Origin of the sequence: Streptomyces sp. NPDC001714 (genome assembly GCF_042892755.1) — a bacterium.
In the GTDB taxonomy this organism is placed as follows: Bacteria; Actinomycetota; Actinomycetes; order Streptomycetales; family Streptomycetaceae; genus Streptomyces.
Map to the genome: position 1 here is coordinate 57,909 of NZ_JBIAUL010000001.1, position 20,151 is coordinate 78,059.

The following is a 20,151-nucleotide window of genomic DNA, read 5'->3' on the forward strand; positions in this document are numbered from 1 at the left end:
ACTTGGATGGCTATGAGGTCGAGACCGAAGCCAAAGGTTACCTGGTCGGTCTGACGGTTTCGACAAAGGGCGCGAGATTTGATCTGACTGTCTATGACCCCGCTCGACTGGCTCAAGAAATTTTGGACGAGGTGTCCACGGCCGGATTTTTCGCAATGGCGAATGTTCTCGTGGTTTCGGCGGTCACCAGGGCCGAGATCTTGCGAGCGGTCGAACATCTTGCCAGGGCCGGCTTTCACGGGCTGGATCCTCGGCCCGTCGAATAGGTGATTGATGGCTCTTTCAAGGTGAAATGGCCCCTCCGGGAAAGAACTCTCCGAGGGGCCCTTCGTCGCATCCGTGGTCACTGCAGGCGCACTGTATGGCTCGTGCGGGGTGGATTGAGTCAGCTCCCCCAGGGAACCGTGAGAAACCCCTCCGCCCGTGCGCTCGCCAACCCGATCCTCGGGATGTCGCTGCTTCTCGCGAAGAGCAGGTAGCGGGGCTCCCACACCGGGCGGTACTTCGCGTTCGCGCGGTACAGGGACTCGATCTGCCACCAGCGGGAGAAGAACGTGAGGGTGGTGTGCCACAGGCGCAGGACCGGGCCCGCGCCAAGGCGGGAGCCGCGTTCGAAGACCGAGCGGAACATGGCGAAGTTGAGGGAGACACGGTCGACCTTCAACTCGGAGGCGCGGAGGAGGAGTTCGACGACCATGAACTCCATCAGGCCGTTCTCGCAGCCGCGGTCGCGGCGCATCAGGTCCAGGGAGAGGCCCCGCTCGCCCCAGGGGACGAAGCTGAGGAGGGCGCGGGGGGTGTCGTTCGCGTCCCGGCATTCCAGCATCACGCAGCGGCCGTCCGCCGGGTCGCCGAGGCGGCCGAGGGCCATGGAGAAGCCGCGTTCGGTGGCGCCGTCGCGCCAGCTGTCGGCCCGTTCGATCAGGGTCGCCATCTCGTCGGCCGGGATGTCCTCGTGGCGGCGGATGCGGACCGTGTAACCGGCGCGGCGGACCCGGTTGTGGGCCTGGCGGACGACGCGCATGGGGCGGCCCTCCAGGGTGAAGTCGGCGATGTCGACGATCGCCTCGTCGCCCAGTTCCAGGGCGTCCAGACCGTGCCGGGCGTAGACGGTGCCCGCCTCCTCGCTCGCGCCCATGACGGCCGGCGTCCACGCGTGGCGCCGCGCCTCCGTCAGCCACGCGTCGATCGCGCCGGGCCAGGCCTCCGGGTCACCGATCGGGTCGCCCGAGGCGAGGCTGACGCCGCCGACGACGCGGTAGGTGACCGCCGACTTGCCGGTGGGGGAGAAGATCGCCATCTTGTCGCGGCGCAGCGCGAAGTAGCCGAGGGAGTCGCGGGCGCCGTGCCTGTCCAGCAGGCCGCGCAGCCGTGACTCGTCCTCGGGGCTGAGCAGACGGCGGCCGCGCGGGGAGCGGAAGCCCGCGTAGAGGACCAGGCAGAACGCGGCGGCGAGGAGAATGTTGATGAGGATGTCGGCCCAGCGGGGGGCGTGGACCGCGGTGACGTGGTCGGCGAGCGGGCCGACGCTGACGCCCCTCAGGAGGGTGTAGGCGATCTCGTCGGGCAGGGTGGCGCCGGGGAGCTTGTTCGTCGCGTGCACGAGGAGGGTGCCCAGGCCGCCGGTGACCAGCACGCCGGCGGCCCCCACCGCCAGCGCCGTCTTCGGGTTCGACGGGTCGCCGACCGCGCTGAACTCCCGGCGGCTGATCAGCAGTGCGGCCACGAAGAGGCCGGTGAGAGCGGCCGAGACCCAGTTGAAGGCGTGGGCGCGGTACTCGTGCTGGGTGAGGGCGAGGACGTAGAGGGCGAAGAGCGGGGCGGACAGGAGTAGGTTGACCACCCAGGCCGCGCGCTTGCGGCGGCGCATCACCAGGACGAAGAAGATGGCGAGGGCGGCCGAGACCAGGCCCGCCGTGGCCAGGTACGGGGTGAAGAACTGGCCGGAGTGGTGCGCGTGCTGCCGGTGGAGGTGCAGAGTGAGACGGCCGTTGTTGTGCTCGTCGACCTCCTGGCGGAAGGGGAGCGACATCACCGCCACTATGTTCAGTACGGCGATCACGCGCAGGTACCAGACGGTGAAATCGGCGGCCCGCCTGCGCAGGGTGCCGCCGGACGCGCCGGTGGGGGCGCGGAGAGCGGCGGAGACGCGGGGCGGGATCAGGGTCGACAGCTGTGCGGGCATGGGACCGGTCACCTTGGGGACGGGGAGCGGGTTGACGGAGGGCTGACCCTACAGTCTGTAGGGTAACGGTGGGAGGCGGGGGAGTGATCCGCCGTCGTACGGAATACGGTGTGAAAGGCCCTTCTGCCTCTTACGGACGAGCCGGAGCCTGTGCCCGTTCCCGCTCCGCCCGCCGCCGGGCCGCCAGCATCCACGCCAGGTTCCCGATCGCCGCCCCCGCCAGCACCGCCGCGACGATCACCCCGCCGGTCGCCAGCCCGTCGCTGAACAGGTGCGGGCGCCGGTCGAGACTGTGCAGGCCGAAGCCGGACAGCTCGTACACACCCACCGCCGCGACCAGCAGGCTGGCCACCAGCACCGCCACCGTGGGGGCGAGGCTGCGCCGCGCCTCCTGTGTGTCCGTGCCCTGCATGAGGTACCCCCGTGAGCTGACGAGCCGCCGTGGCCGATGGGGAACCTACAATACGTAGGGTCCGGATAGCCTCAGGACGTGCGTATTTTCATCAGCGTGGACATGGAAGGCATCACCGGGCTGGTCGACCGGGACGATGTGCAGCCGGGCGGGCGGGACTACGAGCGCGGCCGGTCGATGATGGCCGAGGACGTGAACGCGGCGATCCGCGGGGCGGTGGCCACAGGCGCGACCGAGGTGCTGGTCAACGACGCCCACGGGCCGATGCGGAACCTGCTCCCCGAACACCTGCATCCCGCCGCCCGCCTGGTGCGCGGCAAGCCGAAGAAGATGCTCATGCTGGAGGGGCTCACGGCGGAGTACGACGCGGCGATATGTGTCGGTTACCACTCCCGGGCCGGCGCCCTCGGTGTGCTGAGTCACAGCTTCATGGGCCACGAGATCGAGGACATCTGGCTGGACGGGAGGCCCGCCGGGGAGATCGGGCTCGCGCACGCCACCGCCGCGGCCTTCGGCGTGCCGGTCGTGGCCCTCACGGGTGACGACGCGGCGTGCGCCGAGATGACGGCCTGGGACGAGTCGGTGGTCACCGTGCCCGTGAAGTACGCCCGGGACCGGTTCGCCGCCGAGCTGCGCCCGGCGGAGGAGGCCCGCCGGGCGATCGAGGAGGCGGTCGTGGCGGCCCTGACGCCCGTGCCGAAGCGGCCCGCCGCGCCCGAGGGCGAGTCGGCCCTCGCCGTGCGCTGGCAGTCCGCCTCCGTCCCCGCCGTCCTCCTCGGCATCCCCGGGGTGACGGCCCTGGACAGCCGTACCGTCCAGGCCCGGGGTCCGCTGCCCGCCCTCTACCGCCAGTTCGGCGTCTGGATGCGGGTCGCCTCCTCGCTCACCAACCAGCCGCCGTACTGCTGACCCCCTGTAGCGGGCTCAGCCGAACCGGCCGGCCACGTAGTCGGCCGTGCGCTGGTCCTGCGGGGAGTTGAAGACGGCCTCCGTGTCGCCGTGCTCCACGATGCCGCCCGGGGTGCCCTGCTCCGCCAGGAAGAACGCGCACTGCTGGGAGACGCGCGCCGCCTGCTGCATGTTGTGGGTGACGATCACGATCGTCACCTGGCCGGCCAGGTCCTGGATGGTCTCCTCGACGCGGCGCGTGGAGGTGGGGTCCAGGGCCGAGCACGGCTCGTCCATGAGGAGGACCCGGGGACGGACCGCGAGGGCCCGCGCGATGCACAGGCGCTGCTGCTGGCCGCCGGACAGGGCGCCGCCGGGCTGACGGAGCCGGTCGCGGACCTCCTTCCACAGGCCGGCGCGGGTCAGGGACTCCTCGACCAGCACGTCCTTCTCCCGGCGGTTCGCCTTCGTGCCGGTCAGCTTCAGGCCCGCCACCACGTTGTCGTAGATCGACATCGCCGGGAACGGGTTCGGCTTCTGGAAGACCATGCCGATCCTGCGGCGGGCGTCGGTCAGCCGCCAGGACGGGTCGTAGATGTCCTCGCCCTCGAAGAGCACCTCGCCGCCGAACTGCGCCGACGGGATCAGCTCGTGCATCCGGTTGAGGGTGCGCAGGAACGTCGACTTGCCGCAGCCGGACGGGCCGATCAGCGCGGTCACCTCGCCCGCGGGCATGGTCAGCGACACCTGGCTGAGCACCTGGTGGGAGCCGAACCAGGCGGATACGGCACGGGCTTCGAGCGTGGCGGGTGCGGGGCCGTCCACCACGGCGGTGGCGGTGGCGGTGGGAAGTACGGCGGTGTCGGTCATCTCGGCGGTCACGGCTGTCTCGGCTGTCTCGGTCGTTTCAAACGCTTGGGTTGCTTGGGTCACTTCGGTTGCTTCAGACACTTCACTCACCTCGGTCACAGCAGGTTCGGCAGCAGTTCGGTGGTCCGCGTCGCGACCTGGAGGCCGAGCACCGCGACGACCGGGGCGAAGACGATCCACGTCTGGTGGCGGCCCCAGCGGTGCCAGGTCCAGACGGCGGCCACGGCGGTGAGGAGCAGCGCCTGCAGCCACATCACCAGCGGCCACGGCACCCCGGAGGGGCGGGCCAGCGGCTCCTCGGAGCTCGGCAGGGTGCCGGCCCGGATCACGGCCGACGGGGTCTGGAACGGCGCGGAGACCAGGTCGGCGTCGACGCGCAGGACCCCGGAGGGCATGTACCTGGCACCGGTGGCGGTGATGAGGACGATCCGGCTCTTGCCCGGGGCCAGCGCCGTCGGCGCCGGGTCGCCGGCCCGTCGCACGTCGATGACCTGGAACTTCGCCTTGCCCTGGCCGGTGGTGACGGTGAAGGTGTCACCGGTGGCGAGCTGGGAGAGCTTGCCGAACGGGCCGCCGTACGCCGCCGCCCGGCCCATCAGCACGCTGGTGCCGGCCTGGCCGGGCATCGGGGTGTCCCGGCGGTGACCGGGGCCGTCGGTCATGACGGAGGAGTCGGTGCCCTCCAGGACGACCTGGCTCAGGCCCAGCTTGGGTATGTCGACGAGCGCGACCGGCGTGCCGGGCGCCAGCAGCTTGCCGTCCTGCCCGGTCTGCGCCACCGGAGCGGTGCCGAGGGCGAGTTGCTCGCGCAGCTGGTCGAAGTCGGCGTGCTGGGCGGAGTGTTCCTGGGCGCCGCTGAACACCAGCAGCTGGGCGGTGATGCCGAGCAGCAGGGCGGCGAGGCTGAGCAGTCCGCCGCGCGAGAGGTGGCGGACGAAGGTGAGGCTGCGGACGGGCCTGCGGGGCACGGCCGGAGCCAGGGTTTTCGGTGTCGGTACGGCGACGGTCATGGCGGCCCGCCTCCTTCGAGGAATCGGTGAGGGGCCGCCGGAAGCCGTAGGAGGCTTCCGGCGGGCCCGTCAGACGGTCACTTGCTGGTGATGGTGAAGTTGGCGCCGGCCTTCGAGTTCACGGTCGAGGAACCGACGTAGAAGGCGTGCAGGGTGTGCCTGCCCTTGGCCAGCTTCGGCAGGGTGACGACGACCTTGCCGCTGCTCAGGGTGCCGGTCGCGATGACCTTGGAGCCCTGGTAGATGCGGACGGTGCCGGTCGGGGTGGTGCCGGACGTGGTGACCTTGACGGTGACCTTGGCCCTGGCGGTGTGGCTCACCGAGGTCGGGGCGGAGGTGGAGACCGACGCCGAGGCCTTGGTGATCTTCAGGGAGACGGTCGTCGAGGACGCGTTCAGGCTGGAGCTGCCCGCGTAGGAGACCGACAGGGAGTGCGTGGCGACCTTGAGGTGGTTCGACAGGCCGATGGTGACCTTGCCGGACGCGTCGAGGGTGCCGGTGCCGACGACGGTGGTGCCGTCCTTGACGGTGACCTTGCCGGTCGGCGTGACACCGTGCGAGTCGGTGACGGTGACGGCGACCTTGGGGGTCTTGCCGTAGGCGGTGGTGGCGGCGGTGGCGGCCGTCTTGCTGGTGTACTTGACCGCGCCGGTCGAGGTGGCCTCGGCGCCGGTGCCGCTGAGGTTGTTGGCGGTGACGGTGGCGGTGTAGGTGCCGTTGGCCAGGCCGGTGAAGGAGTACGACGTGGTGGAGGCCGCGAGGTCCTTGGAGGCGACGACGGCGCCGTCCGCGTCCTTCAGCGTGACGCGGTAGTCGGTGACCGGCAGGGCCGGGACGATGGTGCTCGGGGTCCAGCTCAGCTTCAGGCTCGCGTCACCCGCGGTGGTCTTCAGGGTGGGCGCGGCGGGCACGCTCGTGTCGATGCCCGACCCTTCCAGGCCACCCTGCTTGACGTGCTTGTTGGCGAGGCTGATGAAGCCGTTGTAGGGCTCGTTGACGAAGCCGAAGGAGGCGATGACCTTCTCGGCGTCGTCGGAGGCCAGCGCGGCGGTGTGGCTGCCGCTGGTGACGAAGATGTCGTACAGGTCCTGGTCGAAGAAGATGCTGGTGGTGTCCAGCTCGCGGGTCGGGACGACGTTGTAGACGTCGCGGCCGAAGGTGGCGTTCTCGTAGTAGTCGGTGACGGGCTTGAGCTTGCCGTTGACCGTCGTCACCGGGCTGGTGCCGCCGGTGTCGCCGTCGAACTGGATCGCGGCCAGGTGACCGCCGTTGGTCACGGAGGCCTTGGTGTAGTCGGGGGCGACGCCGTTGTTCTGGGCGATCCAGCTGCCGACCGAGAACGGGGCGAGGGCGCCGTCCTCGGTGAGCGCGGCGTTGCCCTGGTTCTCCTGGACGACCTGGACGCTCGAGGTGAGCTGGTCGTCCGTCAGGCCGATCGCGTTGAGGAAGAAGTTGCGGGTGCCCGAGTTCTTCTGCGGGATCTTCGGGTGCACGGTCTGGCCGTTCACCGTGGTGAGCGTGCCGTTGTAGATGTCGTGCAGCTGCTTCACCGTCAGCGTGTCCAGCCCCGAGCCGCGCACCGCCACGCCGATGGCGTCCCGCGCCATGGGGATGAAGGTGAGCGCGGTGCCCGAGACGGAGGGGGCGCCGGAGGAGCGGCCGAAGTCGATCTGGTTCGTGATGGCGACACCGGTGCTGTCCGGCCACGACTCGCCGGTCAGCGACTTGGTCAGGGCCTTGCGGCCGGCGCCGGAGCCGTTCGGGCGCGCGAAGGAGGGGCCACCCGTGCGGGTGGTGATCTTCGACGTCGTGGAGCCGGTGCCGGGCTCGATCGCGTCGTAGGAGGCGATGCGGGCACCGGAGGTCGCCTGTACGGCGGTGGTGGCGTAGCTGATGCCGTTGACGGTGTCGCCGGCGAGGGCGTTGAGGACGTCCTGGGTGGTGTCCGAGCCGACGCCGACCAGCTGGCGGAAGGCACCGGCGTCCGGGTCGGCGACCGCCGGGGTGGCGAGGGCGAGGCCGCCGGCCACCACGGCCGCGGCGACGAACGCCGCCGAAGAGCGCAGATTGCGCATCGAGAGTCTCCTGACGAGAGCTAGCTAGCTGGGTGTTGCCAGAGGATCTGGCAGGGTGGTGCTGGCCGTCCGCCCCGACTGCCTTTCGGGGCGGGCGGCCGTCTGTGGGAGCACCGGGTGGTGCTCCGGTCTGTGGGGAGCGCCGGGGCGCCCGGGGATTACGGGAGCAGTCGCCGCAGTCGGCGCGACAGCTCCGGCAGTTCGGGTACGACGGTCACGCTCCGCCCGCCGGGCAGCGGGAGGCGCAGCGGCAGCCGCAGCCGGTTGCCGCCCGCGAAGGGCGCACCCACCCCGGCGACCGCCCCGAGCGCGGCCCCGACCGGAACGGCGTACCGCAGCGGATTCGCCGGGTCGGCCGGGGTGTTGCCGGCCGCGGTGGTCTGCAGGGCCTTGCCGCCGTCGAACGACGCCGACGCGCTGGGCGAGGCGCTCGCGCCGGCGCCTCCGGCGCCCGTACCGGCGCCGCCACTCGTGCCGCCGTCGGCCCCGGTGGCGCCGGAGGGGCCGCCGCCCGAGGTGTCGGTGCCGCCGCCGTCGGCCGAGCCACCGGAGGCGTCGGCGGTCGGCCCGGTGTAGTGGAGCAGCGCCTGGACCGCCTTGAGGGTCTGGGTACGGAGCTTCTTGGACAGCGGCGCGTAACCGGCCGGCAGGCGGCCCGGGTCGGCGCCGCTGACCTGCCCGGTGCCGGCCGCGTACTGCAGCAGGGCCGCGTAGTCCTTGCGGGCGGCGGACTTGATCTTGGCCGGCCGGACGGCCGCGTAGACCAGCTGGGCCAGCGGGTAGGCGTCCTTCGCCGTGGCGCCGGACGGGCTGATCTCGGCGACGTTCTTGCCGGCGGCGCTGTTCGCGGCGGCGGTCAGGGAGGCGGTGGTCGGCGCCACGAACTTGCCCGCGGCGTTGCGGAGACTGGCCGTCTGCAGGCCGTAGCGGGCCGCCGAGGCCGCGTCCGCGATCGTGATGACGAAGCGGGAACCGACCGTCTGCGGGCCGGTGCTCTTGTAGGCCGGCGGGCTGGCGAGCGAGTCCCAGCTCGACTTCCACAGGGTGTCGGCACGCCGGGCGTGCAGGGCGCCGGCGTGCATGTCCTCGACGTACGGGTGGAAGTCGGTCATGCACTGCTTCTGCGTGGCGCCGCTGCCGGGCGGGATCGTGCACCACGGGTCGCTCTTCGGGTACTCGTCGAGGTTCGACGGGTCGAAGGCGAAGCCCGTCGGGTTCAGGTCGGCGTTGGTGCTGTAGTACGGGTTGACCCGCATCCCGTCGTCGTCGGGGACGCCGGCGAGGAACTGCCGGGCGTCCTTGTCGGCGAAGATCCACTGCCAGACGGCGCGGGCGGTGTCGGAGTGGCCGAGCGCGGTCATCAGATCCGTGTCGGTGGACGGCGTCTCGGAGACCGAGAAGTACGCGAACTCGGGGTTGAGCGCGACGAACTCGGGGTCGCTCGCCAGACCCGCCGGGTTGTTCCTCGCCCAGCCGTAGCCCTTGGCGGCGGTGCCGCCGATCACGGCTCCCCAGGGTGAGCTGCGGTACGACTCGGTGAGCAGCTTGGCGACCAGGCGGGGTGTCAGCCTGATCGACCCGACCTTGGTGCCGGCGAGTCTGTCGACCGACTCCGGTGCGCCGGCCTTCGGTCTGCGCTCGATGGTGAAGCCGATCACGGCACCGGAGAGGGCGACCGGCGCGTACGTCGTGGTGTCCGAGGGGGCGGCCGAGCTCGCGTCGGCCCCCAGCGCGCGGGTGGTGAAGGCGAGTCCGGAGGAGCCGTCGTTGCTGAGCCGGGACCGGGCGTCGGGCTCGCCGAGCTCGGTGTAGCCGAAGACCTTGCCGGACGAGCACAGCCGGGCCTGCCAGCTGGTCATCGCGTCGGCGACCAGCTCGCTGCCGGTGGTGGGACGTTCGTCGGCACCGAGGGCGCAGTTGGTGCCCACGCTGTTGAAGTCCAGCTTGATCGCGACCCGGTTCGCCCAGTTGGTGGAGGAGACCGGGGAGCCCGCGTTGACCTGGCTCTGGTCCGCGTACGGCTTGCCGTCCAGGTCCAGGTGGCCCTGCGGGACGATCACCAGCCAGCATGAGCGGGGCTTGGTGACGCCGCCGGTGGTGACGGGCTCGCCGCAGCCGAGGTGGGGTGCCTCGTTGGCGGTCTGCACCTCGAAGTACTCCTGGCCCGTGCCGTTGGCGCTGGTGCGGGCGAAATCGATCTCGTTGGTGGTGTTGTAGTTGAAGAACTGGTTGTTCTGGGTGTGGGTGGTGACGGTGGTGCCGTCGACCGACTTGAAGGGGACCTCGCCCGGCGCGTTCGGGTTGGCCGCGCCGTACCGGTTGTCCTGGCCGTAGTTGGTGGGGTCGGCGCTGTAGAAGACCTGGCGGGTGTCGTCGTAGGCGTTGCCGGGCCAGCTCGTGCGGTCGGTGGTCGGGGAGCCGCCGTACTGGCACTGGGTGCGCGCCGGGCCCGGGTTGGACGGGACCGTGCCGTCGTCGTCGCCCCAGCACTGCATGATCTGCACGAAGTCGGTGTTGAACTGGGTGCCCGCGAACCTGGTCGGGGTGCCGCCGGTCCAGCTGACCGTGACGGCCTGGCTGGTGAGGTCCCTGGTCTGCGAGACCGTGAACTTCATGTCCTTGAACTCACCGCGCCCGGAGACGGTCACGGCGGAGTCGGTGGCCGCCGCGGCCGTGGGAGCGGTCTGGGCGACCGCGAGTCCGGCGAGGGCCCCGACCGTGGCGCCCGCGAGCAGGCGTATCAGCGCGTTGCGTACACGGGTGCGTCTCATCGCGAACTCCCGTCCTCGGAGCGGCCGTTGCCGTTGCTGTTTCCGTTGCCGTCGGCCCTGCTGCCGACCAGGCGGGAGATCACCGAGGGCAGCAGGAGCAGGCCGAAGACCAGGACCGCGGCCAGCAGCATCAGCGTCTGGGTGCCGGTCCAGCCGTGTGCGGTGGCCACGGCGACGGGCTGGGCCAGGGCCACCGTGCCGTCGGCGCCCGCGCTGGTGCCGCCGGAGGCCGAACCGCTGGTGCCGCCGGGGGAGATGGTCTGACCGGTGTCGGGATCGACGGAGGGCTGGCCGCTGTTGCCGCCGGCCGGGCCGGAGCCGCCGCCGGTGGAGCCGCCGGCGGTGCCGGTGCCGGTGGCGCCGGTCGATCCGCCGGAGGAACCGCCGCTGCCGTTGCCGGAGCCGGTGGTCGCGCCGCCGGTGCCGGTGGTGCAGGGGGCCGCACCCTTCTTGTCACAGGCGGCCGGATAGGGCGCGGTCTGCGCGAGTCTGTTCTGGCCGGTGGTGGTGAAGGTCGGGTTGTTGCAGTTCTTGATGTTGATGTTCTGCGCATGCACGCCCGGGATCCGGCGGATCTGGTCGAAGCCGGCCTGGACGAGGTTGATCGGGAGCGGCGAGTAGCCGAGGCCCGGCGCCTGTTGCTGGCCCTGGCACATGAAGTAGTAAGAGAACGCGCCGAGCGTCTTGCCCTTGGCCTCGGTGAAGGTGCCCTGCACCTTCAGCGGCAGGATCATGTACGAGTAGCTGGACAGCGGGTAGTTGCGCTTGTCGGAGTCGTTGTAGACGCCGTCGAGCTGTTGGGTGAGGTAGTCAGCCGAGTTCTTGTCGGTGTTGATCCTCGCCTTGAGAAGGGAGACCGCCACGTTCTGCGGGGTCGGCTCGGTGTAGTAGCCCGCGTGGTTCAGGACCTTGGCGACCGGGTAGTGCGCGTTGCGCGCGTACGAGTAGTTGACGTACCCGATCGCGCCCTCGCCGTAGTTCTGGGCGACGTAGCCGGCGACACCGAGGTCACCGGACTGGGCGATCATGCCGGAGACGGTGGGGTAGTACGACGTCTGCCCGCAGGATCCCGCACGGCCGACCTTGGCGCAGTAGGCGTTCCACAGGGCCCGGTGCTGGTTCACCATCCACATCGTGAACTGGGCGGTGGAGCCGGAGCCGTCGGAGCGGACGACGGGGACGATGGTGCGGTGGGGGAGCTGCAACCCCGGGTTGTCGGCCTTGATGACCGGGTCGTCCCAGGTCTTGACGACCCCGGTGAAGATCTTGGTGACCACGTCGCCGGAGAGGCGGAGGTTGGTGACCCTCTTGCCGTTGACCGTCAGGTGGTACATGAACACCGTGCCGCCGGCCACGATCGGCATGTAGGCGTACGAGCCCTTCGCGGGGCGTTCGGCCGCGCTGCCGTCCGTGGGGTGCGTCTGGAACGGGATGTCGGAGACGGCGAAGTCGACGGTGCCGGAGAGGAACTGGCGACGGCCGTCCGACGAACCGCCACCGGCGTAGCTGATGCGCATGCCGTTCTTGTTGACGTCGCGCCGCCACTGGTCGATGGCGTTCTCGGCCCAGGTGGAGCCGGCGCCGGCGATGGGGGTGTAGCTGTCGGCGACGGCGGGGGTACCGGCGAGGGTGCCGAGGATGCCTGTCAGTGCGGCCAGGATGCCCAGCCGTCTCAGGGCGTTGATGACAAGGCTGGACATCAGTGTGCGTCTCCTGTAGCAGGGTCTGAGTTCCCACCCGCACCACCCGTGCGAGTTTCGTTGTCAGGTGCGGGTGGCCCCTGTGGGGCGGGATCGCCGTCGGCGGCCGCGGGTGCGTTGTCTTCGGGGGACCGCTCGCCGTTGCCGGCTGCCGGTGCGTCGTGGCTGGGCGCGCTCCGCGGCGGAGCCGCTGATTGATGCAGCCCCGCGCCCCTTTCGGGGCGCTCGGTGTGGCCGTTGCCTTCAGAAGAACCGGTCTCGAACAACTCCAGTCCCGGCGTGTGGAGTTCCGCGAACCGCGTCACGTCCCGGCGGGAGGCGCGGGCCGCCCGCCTCGCCTGGCGCTTGTTCTGGTGGCCGGGGCCGCGGCCGCCGATCACGCGGGCGATCACGAAGAGGATCAGGACCAGCGCCATCAGGACGGCCGCCGCGCCGAAGCCGCGGGCGATCATCGTGGGCTCGGGGGACTTGACGAAGTTGAAGACGGCCAGCGGAAGGGAGATCATCGGGTCGTTCGTCGGGTCGGTGTTGAGCGCTGCCGTGAAGCCCGCCGTGAGCAGGACCGGGGAGGTCTCGCCGATGCCGCGGGCGGTGCCGAGGATGACGGCGGTGGCGAGGCCCGAGCGGGCGGTGGGCAGGACCACGTGCCAGACCGTCCGCCAGCGCGGGGCGCCGAGCGCCTCGGACGCCTCCGTGAGGGTGCCGGGGACCAGGCGCAGTACGACGTCCGCGGCGCGGATCACGATCGGCAGCATCATCACGCTGATCGCGAAGCCCGCCGCCAGACCCGACTTCTGCATCCCGAGGTTGAGGATCCAGACGGCGTAGACCATCAGGCCGGCCACGATGGACGGCAGCGCCGTCATCGCCTCGACGATCGTGCGGACGAACCGCGAGAAGCTGCCGGGAATCTGGTTGAGGTACACCGCGCAGGCCAGGCCCAGCGGCACCGTGATCGCCAGGGCGATGGTGATCATCTCGAGCGTGCCGAGCATGGCGTGCGCGATGCCGCCGTCGGTCAGCGGGTCGAGCGGGCCGGCCGCCTGCATGTCCTGGGTGAAGAAGTTGGCGTGCGGCAGGGCCTCCCGGCCGCGCCACGCGGTGAAGCCCACGACCATGGTGAGCGCGGCGAACATCAGGCCGCCCGCCGACCACAGGACGACGGTCATCACCCGGTCCCGTACCGCCTGCCCGTTCTCCTCAAGCCCTGTCAACACCGCGTAGATACCGAGGAAAGAAAGGTACGCGGTGACGAAGAACCCCAGTGCGCCGGAGAACGGCGCGAGCTCGCCGAAGAGGAGGACGGCGACGCACAGCCCGGAGGCGGCGGCGCCGAACACCGACAGCACACCGGAGCGGGTGACCCCGCCGATCCGGCGCGGCACGTCGGGAAGCACGGCGACCGCGGTGTCCGGGGCGGTGACCGCGCCGGTGCCCTCGGCGGCCTTCCCGGGGGCGTCCTGCGGGGCGTCCTGGGGAGCGCCCTTCTCAAGGTCTACGACGGTCATCGTCAGGCCTCGCTCTGTGCGCCGGACCGTGACCGCGCCACGATCGAGGAAGCGGTGAAGTTGACCGCCAGGGTGAGCAGGAACAGCGCCAGGCCCGCCGCCATCAGCGCCGACATGCCGAAGGTCGAGGCATCGCCGTAGTGCAGGGCGATGAGGGAGGAGACGGAGTTCGAGCCCGTCTGCAGGATGTGCGGCTGGATGGTGAAGACCGGGGAGATGATCAGGTAGACCGCGATGGTCTCGCCGAGCGCCCGGCCCAGGCCCAGCATGGTGCCGCCGATGATCCCGCCCATGCCGTAGGGCAGCACGACCGCGCGGATCATGCCCCAGCGGGTGGCGCCGAGCGCGTAGGCACCCTCCCGTTCACCCGCCGGCGCCTGCGCGAACACCTCGCGCATCACCGAGCACTGGATCGGCGCGACCATCAGGGCCACGACGATGCCGGCCACGAAGGTGGAGGCGGTGTAGACGCTCTGGGTGGCCAGCGGTTCGCCCGGCTGGGTTCCGTCGACGTGCAGGAACGGGATCCACCCGAACCAGTCCGACAGCCACCGGGACAGCCCGATCACATGCTGCTGGAGGAAGAACAGTCCCCACAGGCCGTAGACCACGGACGGCACGGCGGCCATCAGGTCGACCATGGAGACGAGCGTGCGGCGCAGCGGGCGGGGCGCGATGTACGAGATGAACAGAGCGGTCCCGAGGGCCAGCGGCACGCTGATCGTGACGGCCACGGCGGCGATGAGCAGCGTGCCGGTGAGCACGGCCGCGATGCCGAAGCGGTGGACGTCCGGCTGCCATTCGGCGGTGGTGAGGAAGTCCCAGACCCCTCTGGTTCGCAGCGCCTGTCCGGCCCGGAGCAGCAGGAACAGCCCTACGGCAGCCATGATGGCGAGGACGATGACGCCGGAGGCCGTCAACTGGACCCGGAAGATCCGGTCCCCGAGCCCCCGGGCGGCCGACAGCTGCCTGGGCACGGGTCTTTCGGATTCCGCCCCTGCGGAACCCTTGAGCGCGGACACCACTGTGCCCCCCCTATACGGAAACGAATGGCCCCCTACACGGCTCCACCGGGTCGCCGCGCGGGTCGAGTCAATGGCCGGTTCCTTGCGCACCAACGCGTCGAAGATGGAGAGCAGGTGAACTGTTCATGCCATTTCGGTGGGGGAGATGTGGGTACCTGTGTACTGGAGGGTCAGGCGGTACGAGTTCCGCGCGACACCCGCCCCGCTCAGGAGGCGGGCGGGCAGGGCGAGTTCGGCCAGGTCGCGGTCGGGGGACGGGGTTCAGCCGCGGGCCGCGCGGTCCAGGGCGCTCTTGACGGCCTGCTCGTCCTGTCCCAGCAGCGCCTTCTCCAGGCTGTGGTCCTTGCGCCGGGAGAAGCGCTCGCCCTCGGCGATGTCCTCCTTGCTCAGCACGCGTCCGCACCACTCGCCCTGGTCGCCGGTGTGGTCGTCGAAGGGCACGGCCCCGCCCTCGCCGAGGACCGCCCAGCCGCCCTCGTGCCAGCGCAGGGCGAGCAGATAGGTGTGGCCGACCTGGAGGCGGGGCGCGTCGGTGGCCATAACGGCGACGCGGGTGCCGCTGGACCGGTAGACCTCCCAGCCGGGGGCGACCATGTCGAAGGCGGACCCGAGGCCGTGCCGGGGCGAGGTGCGCGACCACGGCGTGCTGTCGGTCCGGAAGCTCACCAGCCGGTCCATCGCGTACGCCACGGCCCCCTTGGCGTACGTCCGCCGGTTCGTCTCCCGCTCCCCGGTCGGGCTGGCGACCACGACGTGATCGGCGTACGACACCCAGTCCTTCGCGGTCTGCGACGGATACAGGTCCCCCGAGGTCCCGCACCCCGCCACCGTCTCCAGCCCCGACCGGCCGACCAGCACCCCGGCGACGACGCCGACGGCCGCCAGGAACGCGGCGACGGGCCGCGTGGGCACGCGCCGAGGCATGGCGAATCGTTCCCGCATGATGACAAGGCCCCCCGTGTCTCCGTCTCCCCTGCGCGGCGGCGGAGTTGGTCAAGATCCGCAAGCCGCGTTGATCACTTTAAGCACGGCCGAACGAAACTGAACACGGAGCACCGTGGCCCGGCACAGAACTGTGACGCAGGGCGGTGGCAGGGCCGTGGGCGGGCGGCTCAGCAGCCCTCGCGGGTCGGGACGAACTCCAGCCGGGCGCGGTCGCCCGCGGTCCGGGCGTCGTCGTAGACCGAGCTGCCGACCTGGTACCAGACGTCGTCCCGCCGCTTGTCGCCGTTCACGTCGTCCAGCTCCACGCACCACTTCTCGGTGCGGACGGTCCTCCGGTAGGACTCGGTACCGCGGCGGACCTCGGTGCAGGACCGGGACCGCTCGGTCGTGTACCAGGTACGGGTCGTCCGCCTGCCGCCCGTCCCGCTGCTGGAGGTGTGCCGGACCCGGTGCGTCGTGGTGGAGCACTTCTTGACCAGGCGGGGCCGGGTGGCCCGGGTGGTCTTCGCGGTGACGTGCCGGACGGAGTCCTTCAGGCCGTGGACGGTGCCGGGCTGGGCGGACGCGGTGCCGCCGGAGCCGGAGCCGGAGCCGGTCCCGGTGCTCGTGTCGTCCTGTCCGTAGCTGACGCCGTTGTCGACCCCGCTCCCGTTCCCGGAGCACGCTCCGAGCGTGCCGATCAGAATCGCAATGGCTGCGCTCACTATGAGCTGCTTTCCGAACATGAATCCCCCATCTTGAGAACCGTGCCGACCACCGCCCGGTGATCGCGCCGATTCTGCACGAGCCCCGATGCCGGGGCGGGGCAGGCCGGGTATAGCGTCGCGCAGTGGACCTGACCTGACCCGTTTCGTCCCCGACCGAAGGAGGGTGAGCCGGATGGCCGAGCTGACCGTGGGCCGGCTGCTGACGTCGTGGCAGCTGGACGTGCCGGCGCTGCTGCTGGTCGTGGCCCTGGGCGGGCTGTACGGCTGGGGCGTGCGGCGCCTGCGCGGCAGGGGCGGGACGTGGCCGCGGGCCCGGTCCGCCGCCTTCGCGGTGCTGGGCCTGGGTGCCCTGGTCGTCGCGACGATGTCGGGCCTCGCCGTCTACGACCACGTGCTGTTCTGGCCCGCGGCCGTGCAGAACATCCTGCTCGACCTGGTGGCCCCGCTCGGCCTGGCCCTGGGCGACCCGCTGCGGCTGGCGGTGGAGGCGCTGCCGCAGGGCGCGGCGGCGCGGGTCCGCCGCGCGATGACCGGCCGCGTGGTCCGCCTGCTGACCTTCCCGCTGGTCAGCACGGCCCTCGTCCTCGCCACCGAGCTGACGGTCTACTTCACCCCGTACTTCGCCACCGCGCTGCGCGTGGGCTGGCTGCACGAGCTGATGTACCTGCACCTGCTGGTGGCGGGCTGCCTGTTCGTCGTACCGGTCCTGACCCGCGAGGAGACCCTGCCGGCCTGGTGCACCCATCCGGTGCGGGCGGCCCTGGTGTTCCTGGACGGTGTGATCGACGCGGTTCCCGGGGTCGTCGTGATGACGCACGGCACGCTGATCGCCGGCGCGTGGTACCTGCACCACCACCCGTCCTGGGCCCCCGACGTCCGGCACGACCAGCAGATCGGCGGCGGCGCGATGCTGAGCATCGCCGAGCTGGTCGCCCTGCCGTTCCTGCTGGCGCTCCTGTTCCAGTGGGCGCGGGCGGAGCGGGTCCAGACGGCGGCCCTCGACCGCCACCTGGACGAGCAACTCGCCGTGGTCCCCGCGGCCTCCCCCGCACCAACGGCTGTCACGGCCGCCCCCGCCGCCGACCGGGTCCGCCCCTGGTGGGAGACGGAGGAGAACGAGGTGGCCGCGAGGATCCGCAGGCAGCACGGCGAGAAGTGACCGGCGGCGCAGCAGCCGCCTGGGGGCGCTGGGGGTGCCCCGGCCGAAGAGTGGGGGAGGAACCGCGCGACCGGCCCCGACGGCGCCGCGGACGGCCGACGGCGCATCGCGGCCGTTCCAGCGGAGCGCCTAGCGCTGGTCGGCGCGGAAGGCGCCTGGAGTGCGGCCCGTCTCGCGGGTGAAGAACTTGCCGAAGTTGGTGGGTTCGGTGAAGCCGAGCCGGTGGCTGACGGCGGCGACGGGCAGGTCGGTGTGGGCCAGCAGCCGCTTGGCCTCCAGGGTGACCCGGGCGTCGATGAGCTGCTTGGCGGTGTGACCGGTGGCGCGTTGGCAGGCGCGGTTGAGGGTCTTGAGGGAGTAGCCGAGCCGGGCGGCGTAGTCGTGGGCCTGGCGCAGGGTGGTGAAGGAACGCTCCAGTTCGTGCTGGAAGAGACGGTACGGCTCCTGCGCGGCCGGCGGCGCCTGGGCGGAGCCGTCGGGGCCGTAGGTGCTGCCGGGCAGGCGGGCCATGCGCAGCAGCACGCCGGCGAGGAGCTGGCGGAGCAGCTCTCGGGTGATCTCGGAGTATTCGTCGTCCGCCGGGTACGCGCCGTACTCCTGGGCCAGTTCGGCGAACGCACGGCCGAGCCGGTCCTGGTCGGCGGGGCGGAGCTGCCAGGCGGCCGGGCCGAACGGGTCGTCGGTGACGCGGGCGGTCGCCGGGAGCCGGGGCGGGAAGTCGGGGGTGAACAGGACGAGGGTGGCGTCGAGGTCGGCGGGGGTGCCGTCGGCCGCCGTGGGCAGGCGCTGCACCTGGCCGGGGCGGATGTGCAGCAGGGTGCCCGGCCGGCAGGGGCGGTCGACGAAGTCGACCATGGCGGTGCCGTGGCCGCGGCGGACCAGGGTGAGGTGGTGGAAGTCGGGCCGGTGGACCCGCCGGTACTCGTCACCGGGCAGCCGGCGGTGCAGGTCGGCGAAGGGCAGCAGCTCCAGACCGAGACCGGGCCTGGTGGGGTTGCGATATCCCCGTTCGAGTACCAGCGGCCCCGAAGGTTGTCCCGTTTCGACCATGGCCATGCCTGACTCTACCGTGCGCGGAGCCCGGCCCGCCGGGACAGTGGAGGACGTGCCGACGGACCGGCACCGACGAGAGTTACCAGATCGGAGACATGGTCATGAGCAGCAAGGACATCGTCCTCAAGGCGGCCGGCGAGTTGTTCGGGGACCGCGACCCGAGTGCGGTGGACCGCTGGGTGGCCGCTGACTACCGTCAGCACAGCAGCCTGGCGGCGGACGGCCCGGAGGCGCTGCGCGCTCTGGTGGCCGGCCTGCCCGGGGACTTCCGCTACGAGGGGGCGCGGGTGATCGCCGACGGTGACCTGGTGGCGCTGCACGGCACGTACCACGGCTTCGGCCCCGCACCGCTGGTCGCGTTCGACCTGTTCCGGGTCGACGCGGACGGCCGGCTGGCCGAGCACTGGGACGCGCTGACGCCGGTGGTCGCGGACACCGCCTCGGGCCGCTCCCAGACGGACGGCCCGAGCGCGCCGTCCGACCCGGACCGCACGGAGGCCAACCGGGCGCTGGTGGCCGAGTTCGCGCAGAAGGTGCTCGTCGGCGCCGACTACTCGGTCCTGACCGACTACATCTCCACCGACACCTACCGCCAGCACAACCCGGAGGCCGCCGACGGCCTGGACGGCTTCGGCGCGGCGGCCGCCAGGTGGGCGGAGCAGGGCAAGAACCTCGTCTACAGGACGGTCCACCGGGTCGTCGCCGAGGGCGACCTGGTCCTGCTCCAGTCCGAGGGCGAGTTCGGCGTCCCGGTCGCCTACTGGGACCTGTTCCGGGTGGCGGGCGGCAGGATCGTCGAGCACTGGGACGTCATCGCCCCGGTTCCGGCCGAACTCCCGCACTCCAACGGGCTGTTCTGACCAGTTGTCCCGACCTGACCGGTCGTTCAGAACGGTGCGGGGTCAGGCGGTCGCGAGGGACACCTCGGTCGCCTTGATCAGCGCCACGACCGGCGCACCGGCCGTCAGGCCGAGATCGCCGACCGCGTCCCTGGTGATCGCCGCGGTGAGAGCCTGACCTCCGTCCACGGCGACCTTGACCGTGGCCATCGCCTCGCCCGTGGCCACGTCGCTGACCGTGCCGGGCAGCTGGTTGCGGATGGACACGCCCGGCACCCGGCCGGTGGCGAGCGCGACCTCGGTGGACTTCACCATCGCGCGCACGGCCGAACCCTCGGTGAGCCCCAGCTCCCGGACCGCCTCCAGGGTGATCGCCGCGGTCAGCTGCTGGCCGCCGTCGAGACGGACCTTCACGGTCGCCATCACCTCGCCCGGGGTGACGGCGGTGACGGTGCCGGGGATCTGGTTGCGGATGCTCAGGCTCATGAGGGGCCGCCTAACAGGGAGGGAAAAGGGGCGGATTGCCAGGCTTCGTCCTGACGCCGACTCCACAAGTTAGCCGGTCTGGCGCCGCGCGCCCGTCAGGAACCGCCTCCGGTCTGTTCCGTCGTACCCTGCCGGTCCGCCTCGTCCCTGAGCAGCATCGTCAGCAGGGAGGCCACGGTCAGGCCGGCTCCGGCCTCGGCCGGGTGGCGGAGCACCTTGTCCGGGTCGATGCGGTACTGGTTGGCGCGGCCCTTGCGGGTGTGGGAGAGGTAGCCGTCCTGTTCCAGGTCCGAGATGATCTTCTGGACGGCGCGTTCGGTGAGCCGGCAGCGTGCCGCGATGTCACGGATCCGGGTGTTGTGGTCGTCGGCGATGCTGGCCAGGACGCGCGCATGACTCGTCAGGAACGTCCAGCCGGTGTGCTGCTCGGGAACTCCGTCGACTCCCACCATGGCCCACATCGTACGACCGCATGTTCCCGTTCACAAAAACACGAAATAATATTCGCGTATGTCTTG

The 20,151-nt window shown here is 71.2% G+C and carries 18 protein-coding genes; 4 read left to right on the top strand and 14 right to left on the bottom strand.

Annotated elements, in window-relative coordinates:
- Positions 1-2 precede the first annotated feature (2 nt).
- On the top strand, positions 3-266 hold the full coding sequence (locus ACFY0P_RS00275; protein WP_388905578.1) for a hypothetical protein: 264 nt from the start codon (positions 3-5) through the stop codon (positions 264-266).
- Positions 267-385: 119 nt separating this feature from the next.
- Here the strand turns inward: ACFY0P_RS00275 and ACFY0P_RS00280 are convergent, their stop codons facing one another.
- On the bottom strand, positions 386-2,185 hold the full coding sequence (locus ACFY0P_RS00280) for a phosphatidylglycerol lysyltransferase domain-containing protein (protein WP_388905580.1): 1,800 nt from the start codon (positions 2,183-2,185) through the stop codon (positions 386-388).
- A gap of 130 nt (positions 2,186-2,315) precedes the next feature.
- Positions 2,316-2,597, bottom strand: coding sequence for a hypothetical protein (locus ACFY0P_RS00285; protein ID WP_388905583.1), 282 nt, complete (start codon positions 2,595-2,597; stop codon positions 2,316-2,318).
- Positions 2,598-2,675: 78 nt separating this feature from the next.
- On the opposite strand from ACFY0P_RS00285, the gene ACFY0P_RS00290 reads away from it, so the two are divergent.
- Positions 2,676-3,506: a M55 family metallopeptidase gene (locus ACFY0P_RS00290; RefSeq protein ID WP_388905585.1), complete on the top strand. Its 831-nt coding sequence runs from the start codon at positions 2,676-2,678 to the stop codon at positions 3,504-3,506.
- Between the two features lie 15 nt (positions 3,507-3,521).
- On the opposite strand, the gene pstB is transcribed toward ACFY0P_RS00290, so the two are convergent.
- From pstB to ACFY0P_RS00335, 9 genes are all read right to left on the bottom strand, one after another.
- Entirely contained in the window at positions 3,522-4,355 is an 834-nt protein-coding gene (gene pstB / locus ACFY0P_RS00295) for a phosphate ABC transporter ATP-binding protein PstB (protein ID WP_388907245.1), read from the bottom strand.
- A 95-nt stretch (positions 4,356-4,450) separates the two neighbouring features.
- Positions 4,451-5,365 (bottom strand): sortase, encoded by a 915-nt coding sequence (locus ACFY0P_RS00300; RefSeq protein WP_388905587.1) that lies wholly within the window; start codon positions 5,363-5,365, stop codon positions 4,451-4,453.
- Between the two features lie 77 nt (positions 5,366-5,442).
- Complete coding sequence (locus ACFY0P_RS00305; protein WP_388905590.1) at positions 5,443-7,440, bottom strand: Ig-like domain repeat protein; 1,998 nt, start codon at positions 7,438-7,440, stop codon at positions 5,443-5,445.
- Between the two features lie 158 nt (positions 7,441-7,598).
- Complete coding sequence (locus tag ACFY0P_RS00310; protein WP_388905593.1) at positions 7,599-10,211, bottom strand: hypothetical protein; 2,613 nt, start codon at positions 10,209-10,211, stop codon at positions 7,599-7,601.
- Positions 10,208-11,911 (bottom strand): phosphate ABC transporter substrate-binding protein PstS, encoded by a 1,704-nt coding sequence (gene pstS, locus ACFY0P_RS00315; RefSeq protein ID WP_388905595.1) that lies wholly within the window; start codon positions 11,909-11,911, stop codon positions 10,208-10,210. The genes ACFY0P_RS00310 and pstS overlap by 4 nt, the downstream gene beginning before the upstream one ends.
- The gene (gene pstA / locus ACFY0P_RS00320) at positions 11,911-13,419 is read right to left on the bottom strand and encodes a phosphate ABC transporter permease PstA (protein WP_388905597.1); all 1,509 of its coding nucleotides are present in this window, start codon (positions 13,417-13,419) and stop codon (positions 11,911-11,913) included. Before pstA ends, pstS begins: the two co-directional genes overlap by 1 nt.
- Positions 13,420-13,421: 2 nt before the next feature.
- The gene (gene pstC / locus ACFY0P_RS00325) at positions 13,422-14,396 is read right to left on the bottom strand and encodes a phosphate ABC transporter permease subunit PstC (protein ID WP_388905599.1); all 975 of its coding nucleotides are present in this window, start codon (positions 14,394-14,396) and stop codon (positions 13,422-13,424) included.
- A 309-nt stretch (positions 14,397-14,705) separates the two neighbouring features.
- A complete protein-coding gene (locus ACFY0P_RS00330; protein ID WP_388905601.1) occupies positions 14,706-15,356 on the bottom strand; it encodes a hypothetical protein in 651 nt (216 codons plus the stop codon).
- A gap of 200 nt (positions 15,357-15,556) precedes the next feature.
- Positions 15,557-16,093 (bottom strand): hypothetical protein, encoded by a 537-nt coding sequence (locus tag ACFY0P_RS00335; RefSeq protein ID WP_388905603.1) that lies wholly within the window; start codon positions 16,091-16,093, stop codon positions 15,557-15,559.
- Positions 16,094-16,268: 175 nt separating this feature from the next.
- On the opposite strand from ACFY0P_RS00335, the gene ACFY0P_RS00340 reads away from it, so the two are divergent.
- Positions 16,269-17,255, top strand: coding sequence for a cytochrome c oxidase assembly protein (locus ACFY0P_RS00340; protein WP_388905605.1), 987 nt, complete (start codon positions 16,269-16,271; stop codon positions 17,253-17,255).
- A 129-nt stretch (positions 17,256-17,384) separates the two neighbouring features.
- On the opposite strand, the gene ACFY0P_RS00345 is transcribed toward ACFY0P_RS00340, so the two are convergent.
- The gene (locus tag ACFY0P_RS00345) at positions 17,385-18,311 is read right to left on the bottom strand and encodes an AraC family transcriptional regulator (RefSeq protein WP_388905608.1); all 927 of its coding nucleotides are present in this window, start codon (positions 18,309-18,311) and stop codon (positions 17,385-17,387) included.
- A 98-nt stretch (positions 18,312-18,409) separates the two neighbouring features.
- Between ACFY0P_RS00345 and ACFY0P_RS00350 the strand changes: the two genes are divergently transcribed.
- A complete protein-coding gene (locus tag ACFY0P_RS00350; RefSeq protein WP_388905610.1) occupies positions 18,410-19,168 on the top strand; it encodes a nuclear transport factor 2 family protein in 759 nt (252 codons plus the stop codon).
- A gap of 42 nt (positions 19,169-19,210) precedes the next feature.
- Here the strand turns inward: ACFY0P_RS00350 and ACFY0P_RS00355 are convergent, their stop codons facing one another.
- Both ACFY0P_RS00355 and ACFY0P_RS00360 read right to left on the bottom strand, forming a co-directional pair.
- Positions 19,211-19,633, bottom strand: a complete 423-nt coding sequence (locus tag ACFY0P_RS00355; protein WP_388905612.1) for a molybdopterin-binding protein — start codon at positions 19,631-19,633, stop codon at positions 19,211-19,213.
- Positions 19,634-19,728: 95 nt separating this feature from the next.
- Positions 19,729-20,085 (bottom strand): winged helix-turn-helix transcriptional regulator, encoded by a 357-nt coding sequence (locus ACFY0P_RS00360; protein ID WP_388905614.1) that lies wholly within the window; start codon positions 20,083-20,085, stop codon positions 19,729-19,731.
- Between the last annotated feature and the right edge of the window lie 66 nt (positions 20,086-20,151).